This is a genomic window from Tautonia sociabilis (genome assembly GCF_003977685.1).
In the GTDB taxonomy this organism is placed as follows: Bacteria; Planctomycetota; Planctomycetia; order Isosphaerales; family Isosphaeraceae; genus Tautonia; species Tautonia sociabilis.
Window position 1 is genome coordinate 66,138 of record NZ_RYZH01000018.1, and the last position, 24,367, is coordinate 90,504.

At 71.0% G+C, this 24,367-nt stretch carries 18 protein-coding genes; 9 read left to right on the top strand and 9 right to left on the bottom strand.

What is annotated here, in order from left to right; translation table 11 throughout:
* Positions 1-343 precede the first annotated feature (343 nt).
* A complete protein-coding gene (locus tag TsocGM_RS11015) occupies positions 344-754 on the bottom strand; it encodes an RNA recognition motif domain-containing protein (protein ID WP_199756757.1) in 411 nt (136 codons plus the stop codon).
* Between the two features lie 789 nt (positions 755-1,543).
* On the opposite strand from TsocGM_RS11015, the gene TsocGM_RS11020 reads away from it, so the two are divergent.
* From TsocGM_RS11020 to TsocGM_RS11030, 3 genes are all read left to right on the top strand, one after another.
* Positions 1,544-1,903, top strand: a complete 360-nt coding sequence (locus TsocGM_RS11020; RefSeq protein ID WP_126725419.1) for an STAS domain-containing protein — start codon at positions 1,544-1,546, stop codon at positions 1,901-1,903.
* Between the two features lie 104 nt (positions 1,904-2,007).
* Positions 2,008-2,460 carry a YybH family protein gene (locus TsocGM_RS11025; RefSeq protein WP_126725420.1) on the top strand — a complete coding sequence of 151 codons (453 nt, stop codon included), beginning with the start codon at positions 2,008-2,010 and terminating at the stop codon, positions 2,458-2,460.
* Between the two features lie 203 nt (positions 2,461-2,663).
* Positions 2,664-3,038: a hypothetical protein gene (locus TsocGM_RS11030; protein ID WP_126725421.1), complete on the top strand. Its 375-nt coding sequence runs from the start codon at positions 2,664-2,666 to the stop codon at positions 3,036-3,038.
* Between the two features lie 84 nt (positions 3,039-3,122).
* Here the strand turns inward: TsocGM_RS11030 and TsocGM_RS11035 are convergent, their stop codons facing one another.
* The 6 genes from TsocGM_RS11035 to TsocGM_RS11060 form a co-directional block, all read right to left on the bottom strand.
* The gene (locus tag TsocGM_RS11035) at positions 3,123-3,959 is read right to left on the bottom strand and encodes a 3-keto-disaccharide hydrolase (RefSeq protein ID WP_126725422.1); all 837 of its coding nucleotides are present in this window, start codon (positions 3,957-3,959) and stop codon (positions 3,123-3,125) included.
* 120 nt (positions 3,960-4,079) lie between these two features.
* Positions 4,080-4,646, bottom strand: coding sequence for an HD domain-containing protein (locus tag TsocGM_RS11040; protein ID WP_126725423.1), 567 nt, complete (start codon positions 4,644-4,646; stop codon positions 4,080-4,082).
* A 20-nt stretch (positions 4,647-4,666) separates the two neighbouring features.
* Positions 4,667-5,983: an amidohydrolase gene (locus TsocGM_RS11045; RefSeq protein WP_126725424.1), complete on the bottom strand. Its 1,317-nt coding sequence runs from the start codon at positions 5,981-5,983 to the stop codon at positions 4,667-4,669.
* Between the two features lie 33 nt (positions 5,984-6,016).
* On the bottom strand, positions 6,017-6,337 hold the full coding sequence (locus tag TsocGM_RS11050; RefSeq protein ID WP_126725425.1) for a tetratricopeptide repeat protein: 321 nt from the start codon (positions 6,335-6,337) through the stop codon (positions 6,017-6,019).
* 110 nt (positions 6,338-6,447) lie between these two features.
* A complete protein-coding gene (locus TsocGM_RS11055; RefSeq protein ID WP_126725426.1) occupies positions 6,448-9,774 on the bottom strand; it encodes an AAA family ATPase in 3,327 nt (1,108 codons plus the stop codon).
* Positions 9,775-10,049: 275 nt separating this feature from the next.
* Positions 10,050-12,416 carry a carboxylesterase family protein gene (locus TsocGM_RS11060; RefSeq protein ID WP_126725427.1) on the bottom strand — a complete coding sequence of 789 codons (2,367 nt, stop codon included), beginning with the start codon at positions 12,414-12,416 and terminating at the stop codon, positions 10,050-10,052.
* A 325-nt stretch (positions 12,417-12,741) separates the two neighbouring features.
* Here TsocGM_RS11060 and TsocGM_RS11065 point away from each other — a divergent pair, with 325 nt between their 5' ends.
* Both TsocGM_RS11065 and TsocGM_RS11070 read left to right on the top strand, forming a co-directional pair.
* Positions 12,742-13,407 (top strand): hypothetical protein, encoded by a 666-nt coding sequence (locus tag TsocGM_RS11065; protein ID WP_126725428.1) that lies wholly within the window; start codon positions 12,742-12,744, stop codon positions 13,405-13,407.
* A 134-nt stretch (positions 13,408-13,541) separates the two neighbouring features.
* The gene (locus TsocGM_RS11070) at positions 13,542-15,317 is read left to right on the top strand and encodes a hypothetical protein (RefSeq protein ID WP_126725429.1); all 1,776 of its coding nucleotides are present in this window, start codon (positions 13,542-13,544) and stop codon (positions 15,315-15,317) included.
* On the opposite strand, the gene TsocGM_RS11075 is transcribed toward TsocGM_RS11070, so the two are convergent.
* Positions 15,253-17,250 (bottom strand): S9 family peptidase, encoded by a 1,998-nt coding sequence (locus TsocGM_RS11075; protein WP_126725430.1) that lies wholly within the window; start codon positions 17,248-17,250, stop codon positions 15,253-15,255. The genes TsocGM_RS11070 and TsocGM_RS11075 overlap by 65 nt on opposite strands.
* Positions 17,251-17,453: 203 nt before the next feature.
* Here TsocGM_RS11075 and TsocGM_RS11080 point away from each other — a divergent pair, with 203 nt between their 5' ends.
* The gene (locus tag TsocGM_RS11080) at positions 17,454-17,732 is read left to right on the top strand and encodes a hypothetical protein (RefSeq protein WP_126725431.1); all 279 of its coding nucleotides are present in this window, start codon (positions 17,454-17,456) and stop codon (positions 17,730-17,732) included.
* A gap of 108 nt (positions 17,733-17,840) precedes the next feature.
* Positions 17,841-20,624: a hypothetical protein gene (locus TsocGM_RS11085; protein ID WP_126725432.1), complete on the top strand. Its 2,784-nt coding sequence runs from the start codon at positions 17,841-17,843 to the stop codon at positions 20,622-20,624.
* Between the two features lie 58 nt (positions 20,625-20,682).
* Here the strand turns inward: TsocGM_RS11085 and TsocGM_RS11090 are convergent, their stop codons facing one another.
* Positions 20,683-21,606, bottom strand: coding sequence for an alpha/beta hydrolase (locus TsocGM_RS11090; RefSeq protein ID WP_126725433.1), 924 nt, complete (start codon positions 21,604-21,606; stop codon positions 20,683-20,685).
* Between the two features lie 257 nt (positions 21,607-21,863).
* Here TsocGM_RS11090 and TsocGM_RS11095 point away from each other — a divergent pair, with 257 nt between their 5' ends.
* Both TsocGM_RS11095 and TsocGM_RS11100 read left to right on the top strand, forming a co-directional pair.
* Positions 21,864-22,487 carry an FHA domain-containing protein gene (locus TsocGM_RS11095; protein WP_126725434.1) on the top strand — a complete coding sequence of 208 codons (624 nt, stop codon included), beginning with the start codon at positions 21,864-21,866 and terminating at the stop codon, positions 22,485-22,487.
* A 521-nt stretch (positions 22,488-23,008) separates the two neighbouring features.
* Positions 23,009-24,292: a hypothetical protein gene (locus TsocGM_RS11100; RefSeq protein WP_126725435.1), complete on the top strand. Its 1,284-nt coding sequence runs from the start codon at positions 23,009-23,011 to the stop codon at positions 24,290-24,292.
* The last annotated feature ends 75 nt before the right edge of the window (positions 24,293-24,367 follow it).

Here is a 24,367-nt window from a genome sequence, read left to right on the forward strand (position 1 = left end):
GAACGGTTTCGCGTCTGGGAAACCGCGGTGGGCCGAGCGGGTTCCCCTGGTCATTGGAACACCGATCGGGCGGCTTGAGGGCGAGCCGGGCTCGGAGTCGCCCTGTCCGGGTGGTCATTGCCCTCGCGCTGGAGGTCGACCGGACCCCAGATTGAGTCTCCCCTCGAACCGACCGTGATCGATCCGAGCGGCCGCATCGGTGAGGAAAACGAAACCGGGGCCTGGATGCAGGCCCCGGGTCAGGGGAGAGGGTCCTCTTCGGAGCCCCGCCGCGATCAGAAGTGTCACCAGTTCGGGACGCCGAGGCGCGGGGCGGCCTCCCGAACCGATCCCGAGAACGGGATCAATAACGGCCGCCACCGCCGTAACGGCCGCCGGAGAAGCCGCCGTCGCCGTAGCCGCCCCGGCCGCCACCGCCGCCGTAGCCGCCCCGGCCGCCACCGCCGCCGTAGCCGCCCCGGCCGCCACCGCCGCCGTAGCCGCCCCGGCCGCCGCCACCGCGATCCTCTCGCGGGCGGGCCTCGTTGACGGTCAAGCGACGCCCTTGGTATTCCTGATCATGCAGGCCATCGATGGCGGCCTGGGCCTGATCATCGGTGTCCATCTCGACGAAGCCGAAGCCCTTGCTGCGGCCGGTGTCTCGATCCTGGATGACCTGGGCACTCTGAACGGTGCCGTACTGGGAGAAGAGTTGCTCGAGCTCGGAACTGTCGACCTTGAAGGTCAAGTTACCGACGTATAACTTCTTGCCCACCAAAGATCTCCTGGGCATTGGGCATGAGCGACCCTGCGGGGAAGCGTTCCGGGTCGAGTGGAACGAGGGCTTCGGACGCCCGTCGGCAGGAAAGGCGAGAACGGGAAGCGGGGGCGAGCTCGTGGAGAACCTGCGTCGCTTGCTCGATCATCCAACCGGCCATTGTGATTCTATCACGGACGGTTGGAAAAAACAGCGGAAATTCTCGGTCCGCGAAGTGGATCGTCATGCCGGGGGGAGACGGGGACGGAGGGAGAAGGCGGGGCGGGATGTCGCGGTGATTTCCAGGGGTGGTCGTGGGCGAGGGCGCAGTTCGACGAGGCAAGGGCGCCGGGGAGGTCGTGTCGGGGGGAGCAGGTGACCTCGCCGACATCCGAGGGCCGGCCTTCGAGCCAACCAGGGGGACCGGCTCCCGGCTCCTGAGAGCCTGGCCGCCGCGGGCCGGTTCCCGGAGCATCGGTTCCCGGACCTGGCCGCCTCCCCGGTCGTCGAGGCGGCGGTCGGCCGGGACACCGAGGCGCCGGAGGGTGGTTCCTCGCCGATCTCCTGCCGGGGGTAGACATCGCCTGGGTGGGGGGGCGGCTCGGGGCAGGGTTCAGGCTCGGTCCGTCGGTCGGGGAGGACCGGGCGGCTCTGGTGCTGGGGGAAGTGGGCCCCGGCTCGGAACCGGCGATCGCCGCGATCTGGGAGAAGAGGGCGAATCAGGATCGATGAGATCGGGTGGTTCGGATACGATGGGCCCCTGGCCGCCCGCTCCTGGGCGGCCTCCCGGCGTTGCGAGGCAAGCCCATGAGCGTCGCATCCCCCTGGCGAGAGGCGGAGTCCTTCCGTGCGGTCGAGCATGGCGACTTCGTCGAGGTGAAACTGATCGGGGACCGGCTCCCGGAGGAGCTTGGTGAGGCGCTCATCGCGGCCGCTTCGGCGCGGGGCTGGTGTCGTTTGATCCTCGATTGCTCGAACGTGCGATTCCTGACGAGCCTCGGCCTTGGGGCACTGATCCGGCTCGACCGCCAGCTTCGGCCGGCAGGCGGGCGCCTCCGGATCGTCGGGTTGAAGGACGACCTGAGGGAGCTGTTCGAGATCACCCGGATCGACCGGGTCGTGCAGCTCTTCGGGGATCGGGACGCGGCCGTCACCAGGGGATGGTGATGGCCCGGCCGCTGGACGGCTCGGGGCCCGGGCTCAGACCTTCCTCCGGCGGATCAGAAGCAGAGCGATCGGTTCAGAACCAGGCCCAACCAGAGAGGACACGCATGACCTCGATGTTGCTGCTGGCCCTCGGCGCCGCGGTCGCCACGGTTCCCGCCGTGCAGGATGCCCAGGAGATCGCCGTTCGGCTGCTGGAGGATGGTTCTTCGGCATTCAACAACAAGGACGTCGCGGCGCTGGCGAACTCCTACGCCGAGGACGCCGTGATCGAATTGATTTCTCAATCCGAGGACGGGTTCGATTCGACAACGTACGAGGGCAGGGAAGCGATTCGGACGCTCTATACTGACCTCTTTTCCAACGCCGCGTCGGTGCGGTCGAAGAACGTGGTCGAGTACGCGAGGCTCGTCGGGCCGGATCTGCTCCTGATCGGCGGGACCTTCGAGCCCAACCGATCGAGCTCCCCCACGCTCCAGTTCGTCCAGCTCCGGACTCGGACTGAGGATGGGACCTGGCTGATTCGGAGGCTGACGTTAATACCAATCCCGTCGTCGTGACCTCGGGGAGCCGTTCTGGAGCCTTGACATCGGGGTGTCACGGCCGGTAGGACGAGGGAACCTGTCTCGGTCTCCCGGCCCGCGCAGCGTCGCGGGGCGCGGGTGGACCTGATGCCGGGGGAGGGAGCCCTCACCGGGGGACGAGGAGGGCCGGCCAGGTACGTCGCCCGGCCGGACGGAGTCCCGACGGAGGAGACCGACCCATGACTCGCCCGATGCGCCGATTCGGACTGGCCGCCTCGCTGGGGTTGGCCGTGCTGCTGATCGGCCCCGCTCCCTCGGCCGAAGCGTGCCACCGCAAGAAGGCTCACCGGCCGCACCTGCCGAGGATCAGCCGCATTCTGCCCAGGGTGAAGCCCGCTGTCCATCACTGCGGGCCGTCCTGCCACCATTACGGCACCCCAGCGGCTCCGCACGGATACGTCCTGCCGCACGGATACGCCCCGGCGGCCCCGATCGCGTATCCGATGCCCGCTCCCGACCCAATGGGAGGGGCTCCCGCCGGATTCGGCGCGCCGATGATGCCCCTGGGCGCGCCGGGGCCGGGAATCATCGGTTCTGTGCCCCCGATGATGTGAGGATCGCTCCTCGGGGGATGCCCGGGGGCGGGGCGCGGCGGGAGGGAGCCCGCCGCGCCGTCGACCGGGAGGATCAAAGCGGGGTCAGCCCTCGTCTCCCGATTCCAGCTCGCGGATCCAGATGTTCCGGAACCGAACAGGGTTGCCGTGGTCCTGGAGCATGAGCGGCCCCTTCGGCCCGTGCGGGGAGTACTCCGCGACCGCCCGGAAGGCGACGGCGCCGAGCAACGCCCGGCGGTGATGGACAAGCACCCCGTTGTGGAAGACGGTGGCGTAGGCGGGCGAGGCGACCGATCCATCGTCGTTGAAGCGAGGGGCCTCGAAGACGATGTCCATCGTCTGCCACTGGCCGGGAGGGCGGCAGGCGTTGACCAGCGGCGGGTACTGCCCGTAGATGGCGGCGGTCTGGCCGTCGGGGTAGGTCTGGTTCTCGAAGCAGTCGAGCACCTGGATCTCGTACCTCCCGAAGAGCATGATGCCGCTGTTTCCCCGGCCCTGGCCGGTGCCGGAGGCCGGCTCGGGAGTGGCGAACTCGACGTGGAGCTGGCAGTCGCCGAACTCCTGTTTGGTGACGATCGAGCCGGAACGGGGGGCGATCACCATGGCGCCGTCCTCGACCGACCAAGGGGCCGGCCGGCCGTCGGGGAGCTGCCAGGCGGACAGGTCGGTGCCGTCGAAGAGGACGACGGCGTCGGACGGGGGCCTCCCGGGGGCGTCCTGGGTGCTGGCGGTGCCGGGATCGATCACCGGCGGCTGGGGCCGAGTGCCGTCGTGGACCCGATACGGACTGCCGGGGAGGAAGGGAGTGTCGTCGTAGCCGAGCTTGGCCGAGTCCTGGGACATGGCGACCTCCAGGGCGAGGGCGCCCGTTGCGGTCAGGGCGATCGCGGCGGCGATCCGGGAGAGGGTCCGACGGCGCATGGTGAGCGACTCCGGGGGGGGGAGGGAACGGCGGGCGCGACCCGGCCCGATCGAGTCGGCTCGACCGATTCTAGCCGCCCTCGACGGGCGGGGCCACGGGGCCCTCGGGCTCCCCGGGCGTCACGCCTTCGGGCCGATCCCCAGCTCCTCGGCGTGAGGAGCCAGGGCGTCGATGATCAGTTGGATGTGCTCCTCGATCGGCACTCCCAGGCCCTCGACGCCGAGGCGGACCTCATCGCGGTCGACCTTGGCGGCGAAGGCGCGATCCCTCAGCTTCTTCTTCACACTGGAGGGAGCAAGCGAGGTGATGCCGTCGGGGCGCACAAGGCAGCAGGCCACCACAAAGCCGGTCAGCTCGTCGCAGGCCAGCAGGGCCCGGTCGAGCGGGGACTCGGCGGGAACTCCCCAGCGGGTGAAGTGGGCGGAGATGGCGTGAGCGATCTCGGGCTCGCCGTGGTCCTCCAGCCAGGAGACGATCCGGCGGGGATGCTCTTCGGGCCACCGGTCGTAGTCGGCGTCGTGCAGCAGACCGGTGATCGCCCAGCGTTCCTCGACGGCCTCGCCGCCCCCGTAGCGGTGGGCGGCCTTCCGCAGCACGACCTCGACCGCCCGGGCGTGAGCCAGCAGCGAGGGGGAGGAGGTCCACTCGCCGAGCAGACGCCTCGCCTCGTCGTAGGAGATACCCATTTGACCAGATCTCCTCGCGATTAGCGCGCTCCCCCGGACGCTCCCGCCGGCAGGAGCTCGACCAGGGCGGCGGTCATCGCCCGGATTCCGGTCGGGATGGCGGACGTCGCGTCGGGGGCGAAGAGGGGGGAATGAAGCGAGGGCAGGGGGGCGCCGCCGTCTTTCGCCTCCTGGTAGCGGTCGGGGGGGACGGCGCCAAGCCAGAACATGAAGCTGGGAATGGCACCATCGAGGCTGAAGAGGCCGAAGTCCTCGGCCCCCATGACGGGCTCGGCGGGCACGACGTTCTCCGGGCCCAGGGCCTCCCCGATGGCGGGGACGACCCGGGAGACGAGGGCGTCGTCGTTGACCGTCGGCGGGGTCGAGTCGCCGATGGTGATGGTGGGCTCGGGGGCCTGGTGGGCTTCCGCGAGGGCGATCGAGCGGCGGCGGATGCCGTCGATGAGCTGGTCCATGACCTCGGACGAATACGACCGGAGCGTGAGCTGCAGCGCGACCTCGGGAGGGATGATGTTGTGCTTCGAGCCGCCGTGGATCGAGCCGACGGTGAGGACGGCCGGGTCGGTGGGGGCCACCTCCCGGCTGACGATCGTCTGCAGCTCCATCACGAGCGAGGAGGCCAGGACGATGGGGTCGACCGTCCGGTGCGGGTAGGCGCCGTGGCCCCCCTTGCCCCGGACGGTGATATCGACGCTGGAAACACTCGCCAGCGCGGGGCCGGGGCAATAGGCGACGACACCGGCGGGGACGTCGGAGGCGACATGGAGGGCCAGGGCGAAATCTGGCCGGGGGAAGCGTTCGTAGAGCCCGTCCTCGAGCATGGCCTTTGCCCCGCCGACACGCTCCTCGGCCGGCTGGCCGACGAGGACGACGGTGCCCGACCAGGAGTCGCGATGCGAGGAAAGCCAGCGGGCCGAGCCGACGAAGCAGGTCATGTGCACATCGTGGCCGCAGGCGTGCATCACGCCGACCGTCTCGCCCGCGTCGTCTGAGGTCCGGACGGTGCTGGCGAACGGCAGCCCGGTCTCCTCGACGACGGGAAGGGCATCGAGGTCGGTGCGGACGAGCACGGTCGCCCCCTGGCCGTTGCGGATCACGCCGACGACGCCGAAGCCGCCGATGCCGGTCGCCACCTCGTCGACCCCCGCCTCCTTCAGCTCGGCGGCGATCCGACGCGCCGTCTCCTCCTCGTGATAGGACAGCTCGGGATGGGAATGCAGGTGGCGATAGAGGCCGAGCAGGCCGTCGAGCTCCGCGTTGAGCCACGCCGAGTCGGCGCCGGGGGAGGCGGGCGGGGCGATCGGCAGGAGCAGGAGCAGGGCGAGCAGCGCGGTCATCGGCGGGGCTCCGGAGGGGGGGCGATCGAGGGGTCAGTCCAGGCCCATCTGCATCATGCGGGCGCGGGCCATGGCTTCCTCGGCCTCGGGGATGCGTCCGCAACGCTGGCAGATGACGGAGAGGGCGGTGTAGCTGAAGGGGTCGTTGGGCTCGAGCTCGACGACCCGCTGGGCATGCATCAGGGCGTCGTCGAAGCGGCCGGTGTCGGCGCAGAGGCGGGCGAGCAGCCCGTGAGAGAGGGCGTGTCGGGGGTCGGCCTCGACGGCCTCTTCGAGCTTCGCGATGGCGGCGTCCTTGTCGCCGGCGTCGCGCAGGTCGACGGCCTGATCGTACAACTCGTTCGGGGAGGGCATGGGCCGGGCTCCGTCTCGGTCGTCGCGGCCCCGTCGGGAGCGGGGCCGGGGGAGGTCGGGTCGTCGGGCCATTCTACCCGGCCCGACGAGGCCCGCCAGGGTGGGACCAATCACGGCCCGAGGCCCCCGGCCGCCGGGACGGCGGGGCGAGGCTCCTCGGCCCGATCCGGCCCGACGATCGAGAGCCGACGGGCCCGGCCCTCCTCCCAGAGGCGGGCGTAGCGGTCGAGGTGGCAGGAGAAGATCACCACCTGGAGGGAACTCGCCACCTCGGTGAGCACATCGAGGGCCTCACCGTGCCGGTCGGGATCGGTATGGGCGAGCGGGTCGTCGAGCAGGATCATCTGGCGGGCGTCCTGGGAGAGCAGAACGCCGAGCTGGAGGCGGCAGGCCAGGGCCACCTGCTCTCGGGTCCCTCGGGAGAAGAGCTCTAGCGCCCGGGCGAGGCCGGAGGCGTCGGCCAGGGCGGAGACGGGGGAGAGGGAGTCGGGATCGAGCGTGACCGACCGGACGTTCCGGCCCGAGAGCCGTTCGACCCATCGGGCCGAGAGCCCCTCGACCTGTCGGGCCACGTCCCGGGAGCAATCCGACTCGACCTCGCCGAGGATACGATCGAGCAGCCGCCAGGCGGAGGCGTCGCGATCGAGCAGGGCGAATCGAGCCCTCGTCTCGTCCAGCTTCTCCGAGGCCTCGGCGAGCCGGGTGTCGAGCCCATCGGCGCCGAGCAGCTCCAGTTCCCGGAGCAGGACGGCCAGATCCTGTTCGCTCTGGCGGCATCGCTCGGCGTTCTCCCTGCGGAGCGACTCGAAGGCGTCATCATCGGCGGTCGGATCCGATCCGAGTTCCTCCCGAAGCAGGAGGACCCGGGCCTCGGCGCGGTGGAGATCGCGGCGAAGGTCGTCGAGGAGGGCGGCGCGATCCCCGGGAGAGCCGCCGTCGTCGCCTTCCGCCGCCAGCTCGTCGAGCCGACGGCGGGCGGCGTCTCGGGAGGCGATCGCGGCGGCTCGATCTCGATCAAGCTCGGCAAGCGCGGAGGCGGCCGAGTCTCGGCGGCGGCGATGTTGCTCGACCTCGTTCTCGATCGCCTGGCGACGGAGACGGACGGCCTGCGCGGTGGTGCCGGGCGGATCAGCGTCCCAGACGATCAGCTTCTGCCGGATCGAGGAGATGTGGTACCGGAGGTCGGACGCGGCGTTGGGGTCATCGCCGCTCTCCTCCGACAGCAGCCGATCGGCGTCCTGGAGGCGGGCCCTCGCCTCGACGAGACGATCCCGGGTTCGATCCACCTCGAGCTGGGCCGTTTCGAGCGTCAGCCTGGCCTCGTCGAGGGTTTGCCTCGCCTGGTTGACCTGGCGATCCGCCTCGGCGAGGTCGGCGACCGGCCCCGGATCGACGTCGCCTCCCATCGCGTCGAGTCGATCGCGGGCGACGGCGAGGGCTCGATCGGCGGCGTCCGCATCCGATCGAAGTGTCTCGATCGAAGGATGGTCCTCCGGTTCCCCCTCGTCGAGGTCGGCCGGGAGGGTCAAGGAGGCGAGCTGTTGGTCGATCTCGTCGCGACGACGTCGCAGCGACTCGGCCGTTCCGGCCGACAGCAGGGCCGCCAGCTCGGCATCGAGCGCGGTTCGTCGGTCGGCCCGGAACCGCCTCGCCTCCAGGTCCTCGACCGAACCGGCACCGAAGCTCGCGAGGAGGTCGCGGAAGGCCTGGCGGTCGGCCTCGAGCCGGCGACGGCGTTCCTCGGGAGCGGCCGAGGTGCGGGAGATCGCAACGCGGCCGACTCCCTCGATTTCCAGGATCAGGCTCCCGATCGCCCGGGCGTCGATCGCTCCCCCGGCGGCGATGGCGATGGGATCGCCCTCCTCCTCGGAATCGGCCGAGAGGCGGGCGGAGATGGGGCGATCGGCCTCGAAGCGGAGCGAGAGAGCGTCCGCCTCGAGCGCGGCGGCCCGGGCGTCGAGTTCGGCCGATCGGGAACGGAGCTCCCGGAGCTGGTCCTCGGTTGGGATCGGTTCGTCATCCGGAGAACCGAGGGCCGATCGCTCGGCCAGTCGGGCGTTGATCTGTTCGAGCGTCCGGTCGAGGCGATCGGCTTCGGCGCGGAGGAGCCGGTGTTGGGCCCGTTGGTATCGGACTCGGGCGGCGAGGGCTCGGGCGTTGGCGTCTCGGACGGCCCTGGTCAGCTCGGCACGCTGGGAGAGGATGCGGTCGGCCTCCGCTCGGGCAAGGGCCTCCTGCGCGGAGGAGACGATCCGGGACGCCTCGTTTCGGGCCGCCTCGGCCCGAGAGAGGGTCCGGGCGGCCTCCTGTTCCTCGGCGAGGCGGGCGGAGCGCGCCCGGTCGGCGTCGTCCAGGCGATTGAGCCGGTCGAGCAGCACGGCAAGCTCGTCGAGGTGGGAGGCGACCTCCGCTCGGCGATGCTCGGCGGCCTGGAGGTCGGCTTCGGCCCGGCCGGCCTCCTCGGCGAGCGAGGAAGCGCGGGGTTCAAGCTCGGCGAGACGAGTCTCGGCGGCGTTGGCCTCCTCGGCGGCGAGCAGCAGGCGGCGATGGTCGCGATCGGCCCGGTCGACGGCGTCCTGGAGACGGCGGAGTTCGTCCTCCGCGGCCCGGAGTGTCTCCAGGCGGCGCCGGTACGCCTCCCGGTCGGCTCGTCGGCGATCGGCCTGCTCGGCGAGTCGGTCGCGTTCCTGACGGTGGAGGCGGTGTTCCGCTTCGAGTCGACGATACTCCTCGACGCGTCGGGAGAGCTCGTCCTGGCGCTGGGAGAGTTCGAGCCAGCGGGTTTCCGCCTCCCGGCGGGCGAGCTCGGCGAGCTGAAGCTCGGATCCGACCCGGACCTGTCGGTTGACGGGGGTGAAGGACTTCGCGACCTGATCGGCCACCAGCCGTCGGGCGAGGGCGAACGGGCCGGTCGCCTCGGTGGCCTGGAGGCGGTCGGCCAGGCTGGCTCCCAGGATCGAGGAGGGGGAGAGCCGGCCGTTCCGGGAGGGGGTGTCGAACAGTCGGGTCGGGTCGACCTGGGGGCTCCAGAGTTCGAGCAGCAGACGGCCGGCGGCCCCATCCGAGTCGAGCCAGCGGGTGAGCTCCTCCTCGGCCGACTTGCCCCGGTGGCGGAGGGCCCAGCGGTTCCCCTCCCGCCGTTCGAGGCGGGCGGAGGGCTCGTGGATGAAGGTCTTGGCGAGCCGCCACTCGCCGTCGGGGCGGGAGAGGACGAGTTCCGCGGTCGGGCCGCATCCCTCGACGCCCCAGGGCTCGAGCTGTCGGAGGTCTCGGTCCTTTGAGGAATGCTTGACCGTCAACGCGGCGATGATCGCCCCGCAGAGGGTTGACTTGCCGACGCCGTTCGGGCCGACGACCACGTTCAGGCCGGGGTCCAGTTCCAGGTCAAGCGCGTGATGGCAGGCCCAGTGCTGCAATCGGATCGATCGGAGGAACATGGCGGGACGAGATCCGGGCGAGACTGCGGGGGACGCGGCTAGGAACGATCATCTCTGATCGATTCGACAAGAGCAACTCGATCGCGTTGACGCGATCGCATTGGGAAGGCGCCCAGGACCGCCGAGGACGACAATCGTCCCGTCCCTCCTTGAGCGCGGCGAGCTCAGGGGATCGCTGGCCCGTCAGGACGGGGAACAGGCCGGGACACCGAGTCGCTCAACGACAGCAATCGCAAGCGAGGTCGATCCCGGTCTCCCGGTCTTCCGGCTGGGGTTCAGCGGTCTCCCAGCGGGATCTTGGCCCAGTAGAGCTGGGTGCGGTCGCCCCGGATGCGAACGTCTTCGAGCAGGGCGCCGAGGTCGGGCTTGACGCGGTCGTAGAGGAGGCGCTTACCGTTGACCCGGATCTGGATGCGATCGTCGAAGTCGAAGTATTCGGGGTCGAGCCAGACGTCGAGCGCGGTGATGCCGCTGACAGTCAAACTCATGAGATTGCTCGCCTGGCTGACCTTGCACTGGAGGGTGGCGGGGTCGAGCTTTGTGCCGAAGACGTCGACGGTCCCGGGATCGGGGGTATGGCCGGGGGAGAAGCCCCGAATGACGAGGCCGAAGTAACGGTCGTCGCCGGGGCGGGAGGCGACGACCTCGAACTGCTTGAGGCGGGGGGTCCGGGTGCGTCGGCTCATCCAGTCGAAGGCCGCAGGCAGCTCCTCAGGGAGGGGCTCGAGACCTCGCTTGAAGTATTCGACGTAGGTGACGTCCCAGGCTTTGCTGATCAGCCCCTTGACCATCTCGAAGACCATGGCGTCGGTCGAGGCCGTGGCCATGTCTCCGATGGCGACGTACAGGGGGACGAACTCGGCGTGCACCCGGGTCTTGCCGACGTGCTTGGCCGGCAGGCCGGAGAGGGTGACGGCCCCGGCGAAGACGTCGGGGTGGGCGAGGCCGATGTCCCAGGAGGCGTTGCCGCCGATCATCGACCCGGCGACGAAGATGCGGTCGGGGTCGATGGACAGCCGCTTGCGCGCGTCTCGCAGCGAGAGCAAGACGGCGGCGTGCTCGTCGGAGGAGTAGCGGTAGTCGGGCTCGTCGTCGGCCCTCAGGTACTCCGGGGCGATGACGATGAACCCGTGGCGGGCGGCCTCGGGGCCCCACCAGTCCAGGGCCGAGCGTGCCCCCCGGCCGTCGTGCAGGGCGACCACCGCGGGGTAGGGCCGCATCGGGTGGTACTCGGGGGGGAGGAGCACGCCGTATTCGGTGGGAGTGACGTTGGGGTCGTCGATCACCCGAAGCATCGTCGGCTCCCCGGGTTTCGGCGGGTTGACGCTCGCCAGGGGGGGGAACAGGCGTCGGATGAGCCGGGAGGCGGTCTCCAGGTCGACGGCGGCGGTGGGGGTCCCGTCGGCGGAGCTGACCCCGCCCTCGAGCTCCGAGCGGAGGCGATCCCGCTCGGCGGGGTCGGAGGAAGCGAGATAGGACAGGATGCGGTCTCGGGCGTCCCAGAGGGCTCGGACGGACTCGGCGTCATCGACGGCGTGCTCGGGGCCGACGACCCAGGAGGACAGGGCCCGGCAGAGGCGGACCTGAGGGGGGATCGGGGTCCCGTCCTCGCCGACCGCAGGGCGGGCGGGGGCGAGGCGGTCGGCGACGGCGTCGGGAACCGCGTCGATCGCCTGGAGGATCTCCGTGACGGCCGAGCCGAAGTCGCGCCGGAATTCCTCCGGGGAGGCAACCAGCGCGGCCCGGAGGTCGGAGCCGAACCGGCGATGACTCTCGGCTTCCTGCCGGATCTCCAGGAGCGTCCGCTCGAGGTCATCTCGGACGGTGACGGAGACTCCCTCGGCGTCGAACTCGGCCAGCCGGCGTTCGGCGCCGTTCGGCTGCCCGACGGCGATCATCCGGGAGGCCTCGGCGATCGCCTGCTCGGCCTGGAGGTCCCGGACGGTCGTGCGGACCAGGGCGACGGTGCCGGAGAGCTCGGGGAAGCGGTCGCCGAGGCGGTCGAGCTCGGCGAGGGCCTCGTCGTACCACTTCGCCTGGATCAGAAAGCGGCCGACCCGAAGGCGCTCGTTCTTGTTCGTCGGGTCGACGCGGTCGAGCAGGCCAAGGATCACCGAGCGGGGGACCTGGGAGGTGGCCACCTGGGAGACCCAGAAGCCGTCGATGCCGCGGAACTTGACGAGATCGGGGCCGATCTCGTTGATCGCCTGGGTCATGCGATTGCTGCGGAGCGACCGTCCGGAGTACCAGGAGTACTCGAACGTCCGACGGCCGAGCTCGTCCCACTCCGAGGCCCGGATCCGGATGGCATGCGAGGGCATCTCGCCGCCATGGACCTCCAGGGGCTGAACCAGGGAGAAGCGCTCTTCCTTCTGCCGCTCGGAGGCCGGCTCGGGGACGATGCGGTCGACCTTGGTCTGGCGGATCACCGTGCGCTTGAGGCCGTCGTAGACGATGATGTAGGCGTTGTCGCGCTCGGCGATGCCGGTGATCAGGCCGCCGTTCTTGAGCACGACCTGGTCGGCCCAGGCGGCCGGCCCGGGGGCGATCGCGACGGCAAGCAGGGCGACCGCCACGGTCGGGGCCAGCAACGCGAGCGAGGGCGAGGGCGAGGGCGACCGCCTCGGGGACGAGCTGGTCATCGGGCCTCCTTGGTCTTCCGATCGGGTCGAGCGGCCCGGGATCGGCCCGGTGCGGGCCGGAGGGGCCGGGATCGAGGGCAGGGAGCCTGGAGAGCCGGGGCTTCCTGAGATCGCCCGGGTTCGCGTCCGTTCGCAGGGCATCGAAGACCGGAGGGGGGCACCTCCCCGGCCGCCCCACCATTCTGGCCGCCGGGTCGACCGGGTCAAGCGGCCTCGATGCGAGACGGGCCGCGCCTCGCTGGCGGCGGGCGCGATCGCGACATACTCTGGGACGTCAGGCCACCGTCCCTTATTTCGTCGATCCGGACCCGAGAACCTCGCTCCGATGGCCTCCGCTCCGCTGAAGTTCCGATGCGACCGCTGCGGCCAGCTGCTCGGCGTCTCGGTTTCCCGGGCGGGCAAGTCGGTCACATGCCCCAAGTGCGGCGCCGCGTTGACCGTGCCGATCCCGGACAATCAGACCGGAGGGCCCCCGCTCTCCCCCGTCGTCGAGCCTCGGCCGGCCGAGGCTCCCTGGCTCTCTTCCGCCCCCTCGCCCTCCCCGGCCGGCACCGGGGGGTTCTTCGACGCGGTCGACCTGGAGGAGGAGGAGCTGAGGACCCTCTTCCCCGACGATTCGGGAGAGCTCCCGCCCCCATGGGGGCCTCCGCAGGAGGATCCGCGGGAGGAGCCGAGCGGGGCCGGCGCGAGGGAGCCTCCAAGCATTGGTCTGCCGGAGCCGGTCGATGCCGGTCCGGCGATCGTGTTCGAGCCCGATCCGCCCTCGATCGCCGCCGAGCCGCCGAGAAGAAGACGGCGACGCCCTCCCGCCGGGGAACCGACGTCGGCCTCCGAGCCGAGCGAGGGCCCGCGGGGCCGATCCGGCCGGGACGTGGTGATCCCGAGGGTCGCGTTGGTCGCGTGGTCGCTGTTCGTGCTGCTGGCGCTCTTCCTGGCATTCGTGGCGGGGCTGCTGGTCGGTCATTTCTTCTGGACCGGGCCTGCTGGCTGAGGATCGGACGGACGCCGGGGAGAATTCGGGCTGCACGATCCGCCCGATTCGGGTAGAGGAGAGCGCCTCGCGGGCCCGGGCCAATCGCGGCGGCCGGGGAGTTTCCGCCTGCGCTGGGATCGAGGAGGACGGCGGTGGAGAGGACGTCCGAGGAGGGAATCCGGGCCGGTTCCGACCGTCCGAGTGCCCGGTTCCGGGCCGCTCGAACGGAAAAGAGGGATGGCTCTCCCCACGCGAACCTCTGGTCCTCGACGGCGATCTCCCGGGGATTGGCGATCGTCGCCGCGGCCGGCGTGACCCTTCGGCTCGTCCGGTATCTGACCGACCGGCCGCTCTGGGGGGACGAGGCGATGATCGCCGTCAACGTCCTCGGCCGGGGGTTCGCCGAGCTGGCCGGGCCGCTCGCGTTCTTCCAGGTGGCACCGATCGGATTCCTGGGGATGGAGCGGGCCGCGGTGGAGTGGCTCGGGGCGTCCACCTGGTCGCTCCGGCTGGCGCCGACGCTCTGCGCCGTCGCCTCGGTGCCGCTGTTCTGCCGGGTCGCCCAGAGGGCGGTTGGGGGACTGCCCGCGCTGCTGGCGGCGGCGGTGTTCGCCGTCTCCTTCGCGCCGATCCGGCATGGGGGGGAGGTGAAGCCGTATGCCTTCGACCTGCTGGCGGCCCTGGTCCTGCTCGCCCTGGCCCTGGAATGGCTCCGAAGACCGGAGCCGGAGCGGAGCCGATCGCTCTGGGGACTGGTGCTGGCGGCTCCCATCGCGATGGCCTGTTCTCACCCGTCGGCGTTCGTGGCGGGGGGAATCGCGCTGGCCCTCTCGCCGATGGTCTGGACCCAGGCGAGACGGGAGCCGGGAAGGGGGACGATCCGGGCCTGGCTGGTGTACCTGGCGATGGTGCCGATCGCGTTCTCGGCGCTGTACCTGCTGAGTACGGGGGCACAGAGTCGAGCGGTGGGGACGACCTACCGGCAGGGATACTGGGCCGACGAATTCCCTCCCCTCGACAACCCGATCCGGCTGATCGGCTGGCTGGTGGCGACGCACGCGGGAGCCGCGTTCGGCTACCCGATCGGAGGAGAGCGGGGGGCAAGCCTGGTCTCGTCCGCGCTGGCGATGGTCGGCATCGCGACGCTGCTCCGGAAGGGCAGGGGAGGGCTGGTCGCCCTGCTCCTGGCTCCGATCGGCCTGACGCTGCTGGCCGCGTTCCTGGGGAGATACCCGTATGGCGGGTCGGCCCGGACGATGCAGCACGCGGCGCCGGCGCTCTGCCTGTTGATCGGAGTCGGCGGCGGAGCGTTGATCGATCAGGTCTCCGACACGAGACGCCGGCGGTTGGCGCTGCGGCTGGCGATGGCCGGGCTCGGGCTGGTCGGGGCGGTGATCGCCGTCGGGGATCTCGCGATGCCGTACCGGACGATCTCCGATCAGCGCTCGAGGGACTTCGCGCGTTGGTTCTGGCCCGAGGTTTCCCGGGGGGCCGAGGTTGGCTGTGCCCGGGCAATGCGGGGGACGACGTTCGACGGGTACTACTGGAGGATCGGCCGGCTGGAGCTGTACCTGTCGTACCGGGCCTTGTACCTGCCCGACGGTCGGGACCCGGCTCGTCCTCGGCTCGATCTCGTCTCGGAGGATCGGCCGCTCCGGGTGGTCGTCTACAACGATGATCCGGGGGAGGACGCCGAGCTCTCGGCCTGGCTCGACGGCCTGGGCCGGCGGTTCCGGCTGCGGGATGTCCGGGAGTATCCGGTCAACCAGGGCGTGTTCGACTCGGGGATGTCTCGGGAGGAACGATTCCTCGTCTTCGAGTACGTCCCGGCCGAGGCCCCCGGGGACGAGCCAACCACCCCGCTCACTCTTGGCCGGCGGAATTCGCCCGGGAGGGGGCCGAGCGTTGCCTCCTCAGGTGCTCGATGAGGAAGCGGGCCTCGACGGCCCGGAGGTACTCCAGGTTCTCGACCCGGGAGAAGCCGTGCCCCTCGTTGCGGGCGAGCACGTACCAGACCGGGACGCCGTTGCCTCGAACGGCGTCGACGATCTGCCGGGCCTCGGCCTCGGGGACGCGAGGATCGTTGCGGCCCTGGACGACCAGCAGCGGGGAGACGATCCGGTCGGCCCGGCGGAGCGGCGAGATCTCCTCGAAGAGGAGGCGGGTGCCGGGATCGCGCTCGTCTCCGAATTCGAGGCGGAGCAGGTCGAGCCGCAGGGCGGGCTGATCGCTCATGAACGTCCCGAAGTCGGAGATGCCGGCGATGTCGATGCCGGCGGCGATCCGGTCGCCGAACCGGGAGAGCGCGGCGAGCACGAGGTAGCCGCCGTAGGAGCCTCCCCGAACGGCGACCCGGTCCGCGTCCAGGTCGGGCTGCTCCGCCACCCAGTCGAGCAGGGCGCCGACGTCCCGGACGGCGTCCTCGCGGCGGTCCCGGTCGTCGAGCCGGAGGTAGGAGAGACCATAGCCGCTCGATCCCCGAACGTTGGGCACGACCAGCGCCAGGCCAAGCTCAGTGACGAGGTACGCCTCCGGGCCGAGGAAGGAGGGCCTCGCCTGGGCCTGAGGGCCGCCGTGCAGGTCGATCAGCACGGGGCGGGGGCCGGGGAACCGCTCCGGATCGGGGCGGTAGACGAAGGCGGGAATCGATCGACCGTCGAACGACTCGAACCGGAAGCGATCCGGCGGGCGAGGAGGCTCGAAGCCGGAGCCGGGGGGGACGCCCCGGGTCCACCGGACCAGCACGCCGGAGGGGATGATGAGGGAATAGACCTGGGACGGCTCGACGGGCGTCTCCAGGTTGAAGGCCACCTCGGTGGAGCCGGGGCGGAAGGTCAGGTCGGTGATCTGACCCTCGGGGATCGCGGGCCTCCCCAGTTCCCGGCCGGTCTCGGCGTCAAGGATGCGGAGCGACGAGTAGCCGTCGTCGTGAACGGTGACGGCGATCATGGCCCCATCGTCGGAAAGGGCGAACGACTCGACGTCGGCGGCGGCCTCGGCGGTCAGGATCGAGACGGCTCGGGAGTCGAGGTCGAGCCGGGCCAGGCGGCGGAACTCGCCCCCGTCGTAGAGGCTGAGAATCATCGCCTCGCCGTCGGGCGTGAAGCGAGGGTCGGCCGGGCTGTGCATGCCTCGCCAGTTCGGTCCCGGAAGCAGGACACGGGACTCGCCCGTCGCCACGTCAACCGACAGGACGCGGATGCCCTGGGTCACGTCGACCTCCAGCACCGCGATCCGGGAGCCGTCGGGGGACCAGTCTTCGACCGTGGCCAGCCCCTGGAGCCGGGCCAGGAGGCGGGGAGCGGCGCCGGCCTCGCCGTCGGGATCGATCAGGTAGAGGTCGAAGTCCTTCGCGTCTCGGGCGTCGGAGGCGAAGGCGAGGAGGCGGCCGTCCGGGCTCCAGCGGGGGGAGCCGTTCCGGGATCGGCCGTCGCTGAGCCGGGAGACGCGGCCCGAGGAGGTATCGACGAGCGCGATCTGGACGGCCTCGTTGCCGCCCTCGTCGTAGAGCAGGGCGAACTGGTTGCGCCCCGGGCGGGCCTGGAGCCCCAGGACCCGTCCGGCGATGTTCGTCAACTGGTGCGGCGGCGCCCCGGGAGTCACCACGCTGAACACCTGGCCCGCCGGGACCGCGCCGGCCCGGATCAAAAGCTCGCGGCGCCCCCCCAGCCAGCCGCCGAAGCCGTAGCCGGGGACCGTCCGGTAGGAGGCCAGGGCGCGTTCCAGCTCCCGAGGGATCGTGGGCACCCCCTGGGTCTCGATCGCCGGGGGAGGCACAACCTGCCCCAGGAGGCGCTCGGTGGTCTGGGCCGCCAGAGCGAGGCTCAGGGCGAGCAGAGGGAGCCGAGATCGACGCAGCATCAGGGAAACCTCCCCTCGCCTCGGCGGGCTCCCGGGAATCCGGCCCAGCCGGTCTTGGGAGCGAGGCGGAGACGACATACAATCCGGGATGATGGGGACCGCTCCATCACGTCTTGCCACCTGCCCCATCGCCGCGGGGAGCGGCCCGGCGGAGGACCGGGGAGCTCCGCGGCCTTCTGCTCGTCTGGACGAGGACCCTTTCGATGGGCCACGATCGACCGTATCACTATACGCCGGTTTGCGACGTTGAGGGCTGCGATGAGCCTGCGGTGTACAAGGTCGCGGCCGACTGGACCGACGGAACCCAGCGCGAGCTGAAGAATTACGGCGTGTATTGTTCGCACCACGCCCACGAGGAGTTGGAGGAGGCCCGCCGCCGACAGCCGATGGTCCGCCTCGGCCCCGGCGAACTGGTCGGCCCGGTCCAGCTCTACGAGCTGATCGAGGGCCGTCGCGACGCGGAGCTCATCCCCGTCGGCTGATCGCGACCTGGACGCCAGCAGGATCGGGGGGCCGCCGGCCGCCCCCTCGACGCCCCGGCCCGACTGGCCCCGCCGGTCGGGCCGACGACCCCGGGAAGGACCCCGCCCATGCCCCTCCCCGATCGCTCCCCTCCCGGCCCGAGACGGGCCGCCGCGATCACCGGATCGGTGTTCGCGATGATCGCCTGCCTCACCCCGACCGTCTCCGCCCAGGCCCTCGCCTCGGCCCGCTTCGACCCGTTCGCCGGGTTCAGTCTGCCGCCGAGTTGGCAGGAGGAATTCTGGGCCGACCCCGACGTCGAGGCGCTGCTCGCGATGGAACCGGCGGCGGTGGCCGACCTCGTCCCCGAGCAAGCCGGCTTCCACCACACGAGGTGCCCCTCCTGCGACGCGACCGAGGCCGACGACGCCCTCTCCTGGTCCGTGACGACGCCGGAAACCCTGACCTGCCGGCAATGCGAGGCGACCTTCCCGAATGACCAGATCCCGGCCAAGGTCGAGAACGCGGTCCCGGCCGACCGGATCGAGGTCCTCCCGGGCGTCTTCCACCAGTACCCCTACCACCTCGTCGAGGCCCCCCGGGCCCGGTATCCCGGCGAGCGGATCTACCTGGACGCCAAGCGGGATGACCTGAAGCGGACCTTCCTCGCCCGATTCGCCTTGTATTCCGCCGTTTCCCATCGGGACACACTCCCGGCCCGTCGCGATCCGAAGCGGGCGGCCCTCGCGGCGGTGATCCTGCTCCGGTTCGCCCAGGTTTATCCGGCCTTCGCGGTCCATTACGACCAGCCGGGGCAGCCGAAGTACCTTCAGCCGGCCGACCTGCGTCCCCCCTACCGGGAGCAATTCCGATCGGCCAAGTGGGACCGCTCCGGCGCCCTGAACGTCCCGATGAACCTGCTGATCGCCTACGCGATCCTCCGGGACGACCCGGCGATCGACGAGGCCGGGAGGCTGTTGGAGGACCCCTCCCCGAGAACAACAATCGAGGAGGACCTGCTCCGGGCCTCGGCCCGCTTCCTGCTCGGCCATCCCGATCCGCACGACGAGCGGTCAATCTACGCCGCCCGGGGCCTGCTGGCCGTCGGCCACCTGCTGGGAGACGCCCGATTGACGGAAGCGGGCCTGAGCACCCTCGACGGCCTGGCCCGCCGCGGCTTCTACCACGACGGGCACTGGCGGTCGGCCGACCCCGACGCGCATCGTCGCGTCGTCGCCCTGCTCGACGGCTGGTTTCGGGGACTCGTGCCGGGGCTCGGCGAAGGGAAGGCCGTCGAGCCGAGGCCGGTTGGACCCGGATCGGAGCGGTCCCCGGCGCCGACGGTCGCCTTGGGAGACGGGGCGGAGACGCCGGGAGCGGGCGTCTCGGCAATCCTCGCGCTGGCCCGACGCGCAACCGAGGTGCCACTCCTCGACCCCGAGCAGGCGGAAATCCACCAGGTTTCCTGGCCGCCAACGCCTCCGATCCCTCCCGACCGTCGCCCGACGCTGCTCGGCGGCGCCGGACTGGCCAGGCTGGCCGCGGGAGCGGGGCCCGACGCGATCGACCTGGAGCTGCGCGGCTACGGCGACTTCGACACCTCCCGGTTCGATCGGCTCGCCATCCGGCTCGCGATCGGGGGCCGGACGGTGCTCGGCGACCTGGACGACCTGCCGGCCTCGGCCGACGGTTGGGAGCGGTCGTCGGCCTCGCACAACGCGGTGATCGTCGACGGTCTGAACCAGCGGGAGTCGCCGGCCGAGGCGCGCACGCCGCTGCCCGGCAGTGACATCCTCTTCTTCGCGGCCGAGCCGGACCTCCAGGTGGCCACCATGAGCGACCCGAGGGCCTACCCGACGACCAGCTCCCGCTACCGGCACACGATCGCGGTCGTCCACGACGACCGGGCCCGGTTCGCCCTGGGCGTCTTCGAGGTTCGGGGGGGGCATCAGCACGACCAGCTCTTCCATGCTCCCCCCGGGTCGGCCGCCCGATGGGAGGTCCCCCGGCCGACCAAACCGGGGCCGAGGACGCTGCTGCCGGCGTCGCTCATCTACCTGCCGAATGCCCGGGCCGAGGACGGTCGCTGGTTCCTCCAGGCCTTCGGCGCCTTCCGGGACCTCCGGGAGGCGCCGCTCGACGGCCCATCGCTGGCCGACCTTGTCGGCCCGGAAGGCCCGCTCGTCCGCCTCCATTTGCTCGACCCGGGCCCGGGAACCCTCTTCCTGGCCGAGTCTCCCGACCCCTCGGGAGCCGCCCGGGGGACACTGATCCTCCGCCGGTCGGCCGCGACGGAGGAGCCGCTGTCCTCGACCTTCGTCACACTCTATGAGCCCCCCGGACGATCGGGCCTGAAGCGGGTCGGCCGGGTCGAGTCTCCCGAGGGGACCGTCCTGGTGGTGCTGGAGACGGCGGCCGGGATCGAGCACCTGGTCGTCAATTCCAGCCCCGGATCCGTCCGGGAGGTGGTGCTGACCGACGGGGAGCCGCTCCGGACGGATGGCCTGCTGGTCCGGGTGCGAGACGACCAGCTCCTCCTGGCCGGCGGGACGTTCGCCGAGCAACGGGGTCGTCGGGTCGAGCACAATCGGGCCGAAGGCAGGATCCGGGCCTCCGTGCCCGACTCGACGGGGCCCGGCCTTGGCCGATTCGAGGCGGAAGGGCCGATTGCCGACCCGGAAGCGCTGGCCGGCCAATCGATGATCGTCTCGCACGGCGGCGCCTCGTCCCGGGCCTGGACGATCGTCCGGGCTGAGAACGGGAGGGACGGCCGAGCCCGGATCGAGGTGCTGGAGGAACCGGGGTTCCTGGTGGATCCAAAGTCGGGGGCGGCCCAGTACTACCAGTTCCCGGGCGCCCTCGCCCCGGGGCCGCACCGGTTCATCGTGTCCCGGATCTCCCGGTCGGAATGATCCCGGTCGGCGGCTCGGGGCAGCGACGGATCGAGCGGACCGATCAGGGGCAACCCGGTCAAGACCGGCCGAGGCCGCTGATCGGGAGCGAGACTCCTCGGGCCTCGGCGCCGACCGCTGCCGAGACGAGCGCGGCCAGCCAGTCGGCGAGAGCGCGGTAGACCCTCCCTCGCTCCTGGTCGAAGAGCGGGTCGTGGAGGACGCCGGGGAGGTCGAGGGCGGTCTTCTCCCGCCCTCCGAACCGTTGGAAGAAGGCGCGCCCGGAGTCGGGGTCGATGATTGGGTCGTCGGCCCCGATGACCAGGAGCAGGGGAAGGGTCAGCTCCTCGGCCCGATCCAGGGCCAGACGGCCTCCGTCCCTCATCCCGAAGAACAGCGGGGCGCCGATCCGGGAGTGCATGAGGGAATCGGTCCGGAGCAGGACCTGGTAGAGGGGGTCCCGGGTCAGGCTCTCGACAGGCAATGGGCCGCCCAGCGTGATCCAAGGGGCGACGATCCGGAGAAGATGCCCCACGGCGAGCTTGTGTCGGGGGGGCCGATACTTCAGCCGGAAGGCGGGGTTGGAGAGGATCAGCCCGCCGGCCGCTCGCGGCTCTCGGAGCAGGGCGAGGGCCGCCACCACTCCCCCGTTGGAATGTCCCAGCACGCATCGAGGCAGTCCGGGGCGCGTTCGGGAGGCCCAGCGCAGCGCCGACAGGAGGTCGTCAACCAGGCGGTCGTACCGATCGACGTGCCCCCGGCGGCCGGGGCTCCGGCCGTGTCCGGTGAAGTCGATCGCCAGCACCTCAACTCCGGTGGCGGGCACAAGATACTCGGCGAACGACCGGTAGAGGCCGCCGTGCTCTCCCAGCCCGTGAGCGATGACCAGGACCCCCCGGGGGGCGGGGGACGACCAGTGCCAGGCCAGGATCGGACGGCGGCCCTCGACCGGGATCGCGACGCCTTCGGGGGAAACCACGGCGGGATCGGGGATCGGAGGCATGGGAACGCTCGTCGAACCGCTTCGAGCGGGCCGGGACGATCCTCAGGGGACGTGTCCCGGCTCGGGGGCGAGGCCGTAGGGCATGGTAGTGACCGATTGCCTCCCCTCCAACCCCGATCCCGGGACCTGCGATCGCTCGGGGGGGTTGCTTGCGGTCTTCTCGCTCCGTTAGCCTGAATCGAGTTGCACGAACGCAGCCGAGGCGCCTCGGCCCCTCCCTCGGGCCGATTCGCCAACGAGCCGGGAGGTGCTGAATCATGCAGGACCGCGATCGACTGGGATTTCTGAAACCCGTCGGCGGCGGAGACCCCATCCCGCTGAAGAAGAAGGAACTGGTCGTCGGACGCCGGCCGTCCTGCGACATCCGGCTCGACTTCGAGAACGTCTCGGGCCGCCACTGCATGCTCACCTACGCCAACGGGACCTGGAACGTCCGGGACCTGGGCAGCACCAACGGCACCAAGATCAACAATCAGAAGCTCCAGCGCGAGCAGGCGATCCTGCCCGACGACGAGTTGGCGATCGCCACCCACCTGTTCCGCCTCGACTACGAGCCGGCCTCCTCGATCGTCGATAGCCAGCAGATCCTTGAGGAAGAGGAGGCGATCCGGTCGGCCGAGTCCCGCAAAGCGACCTCGCTGATGGAACTGGCCGGCTTCTCCGACGAGGGCCGCCCGAAGCTGCGCTCCCGCCCCGAATCCCCTCGCTCCGGGCCGATCGCTGGCTCGAAACCAGCCCCCGACCCTTCGGCTCCGGACGGCTCCCCCGCCCCGGACAGTCCCCCCGCCGACGCGTTCCCTCCATCGCCGCCCGCCAAGCCGATCGAGGACGACGACTTCTTCAAGCTGATCGAGGACGAGGTCAAGCAGTCGAGGCGCTGACACTTCGCCCTTCTCGACCCTCGGGTGATCACAGCCGAGCCCAATCGACTGGCGATCGAGCCAGTCGCCGATCGCCCTGCGCGATCCGGCTCGGGAAGGCCCGACGTCCCGACGATCGGGCGCTCGGGATTCCCGGGAAGCGCGAGGATCGATCCGGAGATCCCGCCGGGGATCCGCGCGATTCGTCACGTGCGACTGGAATCGACGCCGAGTCGGAGCGGTTCCCGGCAGGATCGGGAGCGGCGATCCGACTGCGACGACCGCCCCGACCGGCGCTGACGGTGTTGCGTAACGTCTTGATACGAAACGACCCCGGCCCGATTCCCTCGGCCATTTCTCCCCAAGTCCCCGCCAACGGTCGGACGAACCAAAGAGCGAGCCTAGATCCGTCCTTCGGCCCCGTCGCGGCCTCGCCGCCCGGGCAACCGCCGCGTCGAATGGGCCGACTCCGAGCGTTCCGACCACGTGGAAGGGGCGGGGGCGCGTCGCCCCCGGCCGCAGGGAAGTACGAGGTGGTTGCAATGAGCGAGCGACACCCGCGGCGGGGCAACTCCGCGAAGACCCGACGCCGATCGATCCCGGCCTGTCTGGAGGCGCTGGAGGGCCGGCAACTGCTGGCCTACTCGTCGCTGGGCTTCTCGATCCCCGACCTGGCCGTGGCCGACGCGTTCACCGGCCCGGTCGCCTCCCTCGGCGGGCGACTCGCGGTGACGGTCGATGTGGCCAACCTCGGCCAGAGCTCCATCCCCGAGCCGCTGAACCGGTTCTCCGGCTCGACCAGCACCGCCGACGCCGGCGAGACCGAGGTCGCCGTCTACCTAACGAGCCGCATCCACTCCCCCTTCGGCCAGCGCGTCTTGTTGGGGACGATCAACGTGCCGGCGATCCCGCAGAACCGCCTCGCCCGGGTTACCGGGGAAGTCACGCTGCCGGAGACGCTGCCGCCCGGGTTCCAGAATGCCGGCGGCAGCGTGTTCCTCACCGTCGAGGTCGACCCGAACCACCAGGTCCGCGACTACGACCGGACGAATAACTTCTTCCGACCCGCCGACGCCGTCACGATCGTCCCCGACCTCCCCGAAGTACGGGCCATCGCCCTCGGCCTGCCTCCGGTGATGAACCCGGGGGATACGATCCGTCCCGAAGTGAAGGTCGCCAACTTCGGCGCCGCCTCGACCAACCTCCAGGGCCCGGTGACGGTCCAGATTGTCGCCTCGCAGGACCGGAACTTCGGGCCGGGCGACATCATTTTGGGTACCTTCACTGTCGAGAACATCCCGGCGCTGTCCCTGGCCCCGACGAAGGGCTTCGTTCCGGGGGACGCGAACCTCACCGACCCGCCGAATGTGGTGAGGCTCGTCGCCGACCAGCCGGTCGTGCTGCCGGATACGGGATCCCCGTACTATGTCGGGGTGGTGATCGATCCGCTCAATGAGATCCAGGAGATCAGCGAGGAGGATGCGGGCCCCTCCTCCGATCTCGAGCTGCCCCAACTGGTCGCCGACTCGGGCCTCGGGCTGCCTCCGGCCGGGGTCATCACGATCGCCAGCCCGACGGACCAGCCATTCCCCTACCCCGCGTTCCAGACGCCGACCGGGACGGCGACCTCGGTTTCCTCTCTGAGCGGGACGAATCCGGTTCTGGATCGAGCGCCTCAGCGAGCGACCCTCGCCAGTCGGATCGCGGCGGCTCGGGCGAGCCGGCGTCTGCCGATCGAGACGAAAGCCCTGACCGAGTCTCGGGTCCGACCGGGAGGCGGGCTCGCCGCCCGGCTGGCGGCCCGTCGAGCGATGCGGGGGATCTGACCCATCCCCTGAGGAGGGGAGGGGGGACAGGCTGCCGACCGTCCCGACCTCCTCGTCCGGGGGGCGGGCACTCGG

What these genes read in the sequence shown, in the direction of transcription:
- TsocGM_RS11035 (WP_126725422.1), bottom strand. Translation starts at nt 3,959, where the DNA reads ATGCGCCGTCGGACCCTCTCCCGGATCGCCGCCGCGATCGCCCTGACC.
- TsocGM_RS11025 (WP_126725420.1), top strand. Translation starts at nt 2,008, where the DNA reads ATGACCTCGATGTTGCTGCTGGCCCTCGGCGCCGCGGTCGCCACGGTT.
- TsocGM_RS11075 (WP_126725430.1), bottom strand. Translation starts at nt 17,250, where the DNA reads ATGCTGCGTCGATCTCGGCTCCCTCTGCTCGCCCTGAGCCTCGCTCTG.
- TsocGM_RS11050 (WP_126725425.1), bottom strand. Translation starts at nt 6,337, where the DNA reads ATGCCCTCCCCGAACGAGTTGTACGATCAGGCCGTCGACCTGCGCGAC.
- TsocGM_RS11040 (WP_126725423.1), bottom strand. Translation starts at nt 4,646, where the DNA reads ATGGGTATCTCCTACGACGAGGCGAGGCGTCTGCTCGGCGAGTGGACC.
- TsocGM_RS11100 (WP_126725435.1), top strand. Translation starts at nt 23,009, where the DNA reads ATGAGCGAGCGACACCCGCGGCGGGGCAACTCCGCGAAGACCCGACGC.
- TsocGM_RS11085 (WP_126725432.1), top strand. Translation starts at nt 17,841, where the DNA reads ATGCCCCTCCCCGATCGCTCCCCTCCCGGCCCGAGACGGGCCGCCGCG.
- TsocGM_RS11090 (WP_126725433.1), bottom strand. Translation starts at nt 21,606, where the DNA reads ATGCCTCCGATCCCCGATCCCGCCGTGGTTTCCCCCGAAGGCGTCGCG.
- TsocGM_RS11080 (WP_126725431.1), top strand. Translation starts at nt 17,454, where the DNA reads ATGGGCCACGATCGACCGTATCACTATACGCCGGTTTGCGACGTTGAG.
- TsocGM_RS11045 (WP_126725424.1), bottom strand. Translation starts at nt 5,983, where the DNA reads ATGACCGCGCTGCTCGCCCTGCTCCTGCTCCTGCCGATCGCCCCGCCC.
- TsocGM_RS11020 (WP_126725419.1), top strand. Translation starts at nt 1,544, where the DNA reads ATGAGCGTCGCATCCCCCTGGCGAGAGGCGGAGTCCTTCCGTGCGGTC.
- TsocGM_RS11030 (WP_126725421.1), top strand. Translation starts at nt 2,664, where the DNA reads ATGACTCGCCCGATGCGCCGATTCGGACTGGCCGCCTCGCTGGGGTTG.
- TsocGM_RS11065 (WP_126725428.1), top strand. Translation starts at nt 12,742, where the DNA reads ATGGCCTCCGCTCCGCTGAAGTTCCGATGCGACCGCTGCGGCCAGCTG.
- TsocGM_RS11060 (WP_126725427.1), bottom strand. Translation starts at nt 12,416, where the DNA reads ATGACCAGCTCGTCCCCGAGGCGGTCGCCCTCGCCCTCGCCCTCGCTC.
- TsocGM_RS11095 (WP_126725434.1), top strand. Translation starts at nt 21,864, where the DNA reads ATGCAGGACCGCGATCGACTGGGATTTCTGAAACCCGTCGGCGGCGGA.
- TsocGM_RS11055 (WP_126725426.1), bottom strand. Translation starts at nt 9,774, where the DNA reads ATGTTCCTCCGATCGATCCGATTGCAGCACTGGGCCTGCCATCACGCG.